The following is a 5,478-nucleotide window of genomic DNA, read 5'->3' as shown; positions in this document are numbered from 1 at the left end:
TATCCCGCGCCCAGCAGCGGAATCGCCTCGTCGCGTTCGTAGAGATAGAGCAGGCAGCGCAGCGCCTCGCCGCGCGGGCCCTTCAGCTTCGGGTCGTCTTTCAGGATGCGCAGCGCCTCGTCGCGCGCCTGGGTGATGAGCTGGGCATGCACCTCGGGACGGGCGATGCGATAGCCGGGCAGCCCGCTCTGGCGCACGCCGAGCACGTCGCCTTCGCCGCGCAGCTTCAGGTCTTCCTCGGCGATCCGGAAGCCGTCGGTGGTCTCGCGGATCACGGCGAGCCGTGATTTCGACATCTGACCTAACGGCTCGTGATACAGCAGGATGCAGGTCGAGGCTTCCGAGCCGCGACCGATGCGGCCGCGCAATTGATGCAATTGCGCCAGCCCGAAGCGTTCGGCGTTCTCGATCACCATGATGGTCGCGGCCGGCACGTCGACGCCGACCTCGACCACGGTGGTCGCCACCAGCAGTTTGATCTCATGGGCCGCGAACTGGCCCATGACGCGGTCCTTCTCGGTGCCCTTCATCTGGCCGTGCACGAGCCCGACATCGGCGCCGAAGCGCTTCTGCAGGCTTTCGAACCGCTCGGTCGCATTGGTGAGGTGCTCGGTGCCCTCGGCCTCGGATTCCTCGACCAGCGGGCAGATCCAGTAGATCAGCTTGCCCGCCTTCAGCGCGCGGCCAATGCCGTCCATCACCTCCTCGAGCCGCGTACTCGCCACCGCTCGCGTGTCGATCGGCTGGCGGCCGGCCGGCTTTTCGCGCAATTCCGAAATGTCCATGTCGCCGAAATAAGTCAGTACCAGCGTGCGCGGGATCGGCGTGGCCGACAGCACCAGCACATCGACGGCCTCGCCCTTCGAGGTCAGCGCCAGCCGCTCGCGCACGCCAAAACGATGCTGCTCGTCGACGATGGCGAGCGCCAGCGTCTTGAAGATGACGTCGTCCTGGATCAGCGCATGCGTGCCGACGAGGATATCGATCTCGCCGGCCTCGAGCCGGCTCAAGATATCGCGGCGCTCCTTGCCCTTCTCGCGACCGGTGAGGATCGCGACCGACATGCCGGCGCGCTCGGCGAGCGGTGCGATGGTCTTGGCGTGCTGCCGCGCCAGAATTTCGGTTGGTGCCATCAGTGCCGCCTGCTTGCCGGCCTCCGCGACCGCGGCCGAGGCGAGCAAAGCGACCACGGTCTTGCCGGAGCCGACATCGCCCTGCAGCAGCCGCAACATCCGCAGCGGCTTCGACAGATCTTCGGCAATCGCCGCCATCGCCTGCTGCTGCGACGAGGTGAGCGCGTAGGGCAGCGCATCGATGATCCGATGGCGCAAATGACCGTCACCGGCGTGGCGGTTGCCGGCCGAGCGGCGCAGTTGCGCGCGCACCAGCGCCAGCGCCAATTGTCCGGCGAGCAATTCGTCGAAGGCCAGCCGCGACCAGAACAGCCCCTCGGGCAGGATATCGGTCAGCTCCTGCGGCACGTGCACGCGGGTCAGCGCGTCCTTGAGCGGCGGGAAGCTACAGCGGCTGATCACCTCCGGGCTGATCCATTCCGGCAAAGTCGGCAGCTTGGCCAGCGCTTGCGCCACCGCGCGCCGCAGCGAGCCGAGCGCGAGCCCCTCGGTCAGTGGATAGACCGGGTCGATACCGCTGAGCTTTGCGAACGCCTCCTCGTCGACGATGCGGTCGGGATGGACGATCTGCGGGATGCCGTCATACATCTGCACCATACCGGAGACGTAGCGCTTGGCGCCGACCGGCAGCAGCTTCTCGACATACTCCGGCTTGCCGCGGAAGAAGGTCAGCACCACGTCGCCGGTGTCGTCGCTGGCATAGACCAGATAGGGCGCACGCCTGTTGCCCGGCGGCGGCGGCCGGTGCCGGTCGACCGTGACCTCCAGCGTGATGACGGTTCCCACCTGCGCATCGCGAAGCTTCGGCCTGTTCCGGCGGTCGATCACACTGGATGGCAGATGCAGCAGCAGATCGATTAGGCGGGGGGTCTCGCTGCGGCCGAGCAGATAGCGCAGCAATCCGTTCTGCTTCGGGCCGACGCCGGGCAGGCTGGTGACCTCTGCAAACAGCGGGTTGAGGAGGGCGGGGCGCATGGGCGACACTTAAGACGGTTTCAGGACTGGGATAGCCGGCTTCGGCCGCCCATCCACCTGTTTTTTGCACCTGTTTTTGTCCGGAGACGGCGAGCATGCCGGCCCTGCACCGGATTGATGCTGACAGCGCGGTGGCGCGTGGCTATATCAAACCGCGCCCGGCCATGTCCGGGCTTTCTGCGTTTCACTGCGGGACATTTCCAATGACCGGGACCACACGCTCCAGCGAAGGGCTCGACGATCGGCGCAAGCGACTGTTGTTCCGGTGCTGGCACCGCGGCACGCGCGAGATGGATCTGATCCTCGGTCGCTTCGCCGATGCCGAGATTGGCGCGTTGAGTAAGGACGAGCTCACCGAGCTGGAACAACTGCTCGAAATTCCCGACCCGGATTTTTATGCCGCAGTGACCGGCGCCCAGCCGCTGCCGCAGGAGATGCCGGCCGCGTTGTTCGCGCGGATCCAAGCGTTTCGCGCAGTCGATCGGGATTGATTTGGACGGATTTGGTTTGGACCTGGTGTGATGAAGACGACTGCAAAATCCCCTGCCGAACAGCTCGCCCCCGGCCGGGCGCTGACGCTGGCCAATGTGGCCGAAGGCGCCGAGGCGCTGGTGACGGCGGACCTGGCGCGCGCGGTGGCGGCACGACAGAGGCCGCCGGCGGTCAGCCTTGCGGTGGTCTGCCGCGACGGCGCCCGGATGCAGCAACTGGCTCGCGCGCTGGAGTTCTTCGCGCCTGATCTTCCCGTAATGCAGTTTCCGGCCTGGGACTGCCAGCCCTATGACCGGGTTTCGCCGCACGGCGGCATCCTGGCGCAGCGCGTCACCACATTGGCGCGGCTGTCGCGCCTCGCCGGCAGCGACAAGCCGCTGATCGTGCTGACGACGGTGAATGCGATCGTACAACGCGTGCCGGCGCGCGACACCATGGCCGGCCAAGCGCTGTCGGTCGCGCCCGGCCATGTCGTGCCGATGGACTCGATCGTCGCCTGGCTGGAGCATAATGGCTACAACCGTTCGTCGACCGTACGCGAGAGCGGCGAGTATGCGGTGCGCGGCGGCATCCTCGATTTGTTTCCGGCCGGCCTCGACCAGCCGGTGCGGTTCGACTTCTTCGGCGACTCTCTCGAATCGATCCGCACTTTTGACGCCGAGACCCAGCGCACCTTGCTCGACATGCGCTCGCTCGACCTGGTGCCGGTGTCGGAATTCCAGCTCGTCACCGATACCATCCGCCGTTTCCGCATGGGCTATGTCGCCGAGTTCGGCGCGCCCGAGCGCGACGACGCGCTGTACGAGGCCGTCAGTGAAGGCCGCCGCTATCCCGGCATGGAGCACTGGCTGCCGCTGTTCCACGACAAGATGGAGACGCTGTTCGATTACCTCGCCGGCACGCCCATCGTGATCGAGCCGCAGGGCGAGGACGCTGCACGCGAACGCTTCAAGCAGATCATCGACTATTACGATGCAAGGCGCGAGGCGATGGAGCATCGCGGCGGCGGCGCGATCTACAAGCCTCTGACGGTCGACCGGCTGTATCTGACCGCGAGCGAATGGGCCGAGCGGCTCGCCGCCGTGTCGCTGGTGCGGCTAACGCCATTCGCGGTCCCTGAGGATGCCGGCGTGATCGATATCGGCGCACGGGCCGGCCGCAATTTCGCGCCCGAGCGCAATGACGCCACAGTCAACGTGTTCGAGGCCGTGGTGGCGCATGTGCAGGCGCTGCAATCTCTCCGCAAGAAGGTGGTGATCGCGCTGTGGAGTGAAGGCTCGCGCGACCGCATGACCAGCATGCTGCGGGATCACAAGCTGACCCATGTCACCAGCGTCAACACCTGGCGCATGGTGCAGGCGACGCCGCGCAACGAGACCATGCTGGCGGTGCTGGGCCTGGAGACCGGTTTCGAGACCGACCAGATCGCCGTCATCTCCGAGCAGGACATCCTCGGCGACCGCCTGGTGCGGCCCCGCAAGGCGAGCCGCAAGCTCGACAATTTCATCTCCGAGGTCACGAGCCTTGGCGTCGGCGACATCGTCGTCCATGTCGATCACGGCATCGGCCGCTTCGTCGGTCTCCAGACGCTGGAGGTCGCCGGCGCCCCGCATGACTGTCTCGAGCTGCGCTACGCCAACGAGACCAAGCTCTACCTTCCGGTCGAGAACATCGAGCTTTTGTCGCGCTTCGGCTCCGACCAGGCCGATGTCGAATTGGATAAGCTCGGCGGCAGCGGCTGGCAGACCCGCAAGGCCAAGCTGAAGAACCGCATCCGCGAGATCGCGGGCGAGCTGATCAAGATCGCGGCCGAACGCATGCTGCACGAGGCGCCGAAGCTGCCGGTGCAGCCCGGCCTCTATGACGAGTTCTGCGCGCGCTTCCCCTATGACGAGACCGAGGACCAGCTTACGGCGATCCAGGCCACGCTGGCCGATCTCGAGCGCGGCCGGCCGATGGACAGGCTGATCTGCGGCGACGTCGGCTTCGGCAAGACCGAGGTGGCGCTGCGCGCGGCCTTTGCGGTCGCGCTGGAAGGCAAGCAGGTCGCTGTCGTGGTGCCGACCACGCTGCTGGCGCGCCAGCATGCGAAGAACTTCACCGAGCGCTTCAAGGGGTTTCCGGTCAATGTCGCACAGGCCTCGCGGCTGGTCCCGACCAAAGAGCTCAATTTGGTCAAGAAGGGCCTCACCGACGGCTCGGTCGACATCGTCGTCGGCACCCATGCGCTGCTCGGCAAGTCGATCAAGTTCCGCGACCTCGGCATCGTCATCGTCGACGAGGAGCAGCATTTCGGCGTCAGCCACAAGGAGCGGCTGAAGCAGCTCCGCGCCGAGGTGCATGTGCTGACCCTGTCGGCAACGCCGATCCCGCGCACCCTGCAACTCGCTCTGACCGGCGTGCGCGAGCTCTCGATCATCGCCTCGCCGCCGGTCGATCGTCTCGCCGTGCGCACCTTCGTCGCGCCGCATGATCCGGTGATGATCCGCGAGGCGCTGCTGCGCGAGCGCTATCGCGGCGGCCAGGCGTTCTACGTGGTGCCGCGGATCGAGGATCTCGCCGGCGTCAAGGAATTCCTCGACAAGACCGTGCCGGAGATGAAGGTCGCAGTGGCGCACGGCCAGATGTCGCCGACCGTGATCGAGGACATCATCTCGGCATTCTATGACGGCAAGTTCGACATCCTGCTGTCGACCACGATCGTGGAATCCGGCCTCGACATTCCACGCGCCAACACGCTGATCGTGCATCGCGCCGACATGTTCGGCCTCGCCCAGCTCTATCAGCTGCGCGGCCGCGTCGGCCGCTCCAAGCTGCGCGCCTATGCGCTGTTCACCCTGCCGGCCCAGCAGAAGATTTCGGCGCAGGCCGAGAAGCG

Annotated in this window: 3 protein-coding genes; 2 read left to right on the top strand and 1 reads right to left on the bottom strand. The window is 66.3% G+C overall.

The annotated features are described in order from the left end of the window. The coding region (gene recG, locus WA702_RS00070) for an ATP-dependent DNA helicase RecG (protein WP_425108485.1) at positions 1-2,108 on the bottom strand (2,108 nt) is incomplete at its 3' end. Positions 2,109-2,311: 203 nt separating this feature from the next. Here recG and WA702_RS00065 point away from each other — a divergent pair. Together WA702_RS00065 and mfd are read left to right on the top strand one after the other, a co-directional pair. Further along, positions 2,312-2,599 (top strand): succinate dehydrogenase assembly factor 2, encoded by a 288-nt coding sequence (locus tag WA702_RS00065; RefSeq protein ID WP_425108486.1) that lies wholly within the window; start codon positions 2,312-2,314, stop codon positions 2,597-2,599. A gap of 30 nt (positions 2,600-2,629) precedes the next feature. Continuing rightward, on the top strand, positions 2,630-5,478 hold a 2,849-nt coding region (gene mfd / locus WA702_RS00060; RefSeq protein ID WP_425108484.1), incomplete at its 3' end, for a transcription-repair coupling factor.

The sequence above is a fragment of the Bradyrhizobium sp. genome, from assembly GCF_049798375.1.
GTDB lineage: Bacteria > Pseudomonadota > Alphaproteobacteria > Rhizobiales > Xanthobacteraceae > Bradyrhizobium.
This window is presented reverse-complemented; position numbering and strand designations above follow the sequence as displayed.

Excerpts from the sequence above, each read along its gene's own strand:
- WA702_RS00065 (WP_425108486.1), top strand. The coding sequence starts at position 2,312 with ATGACCGGGACCACACGCTCCAGCGAAGGGCTCGACGATCGGCGCAAG.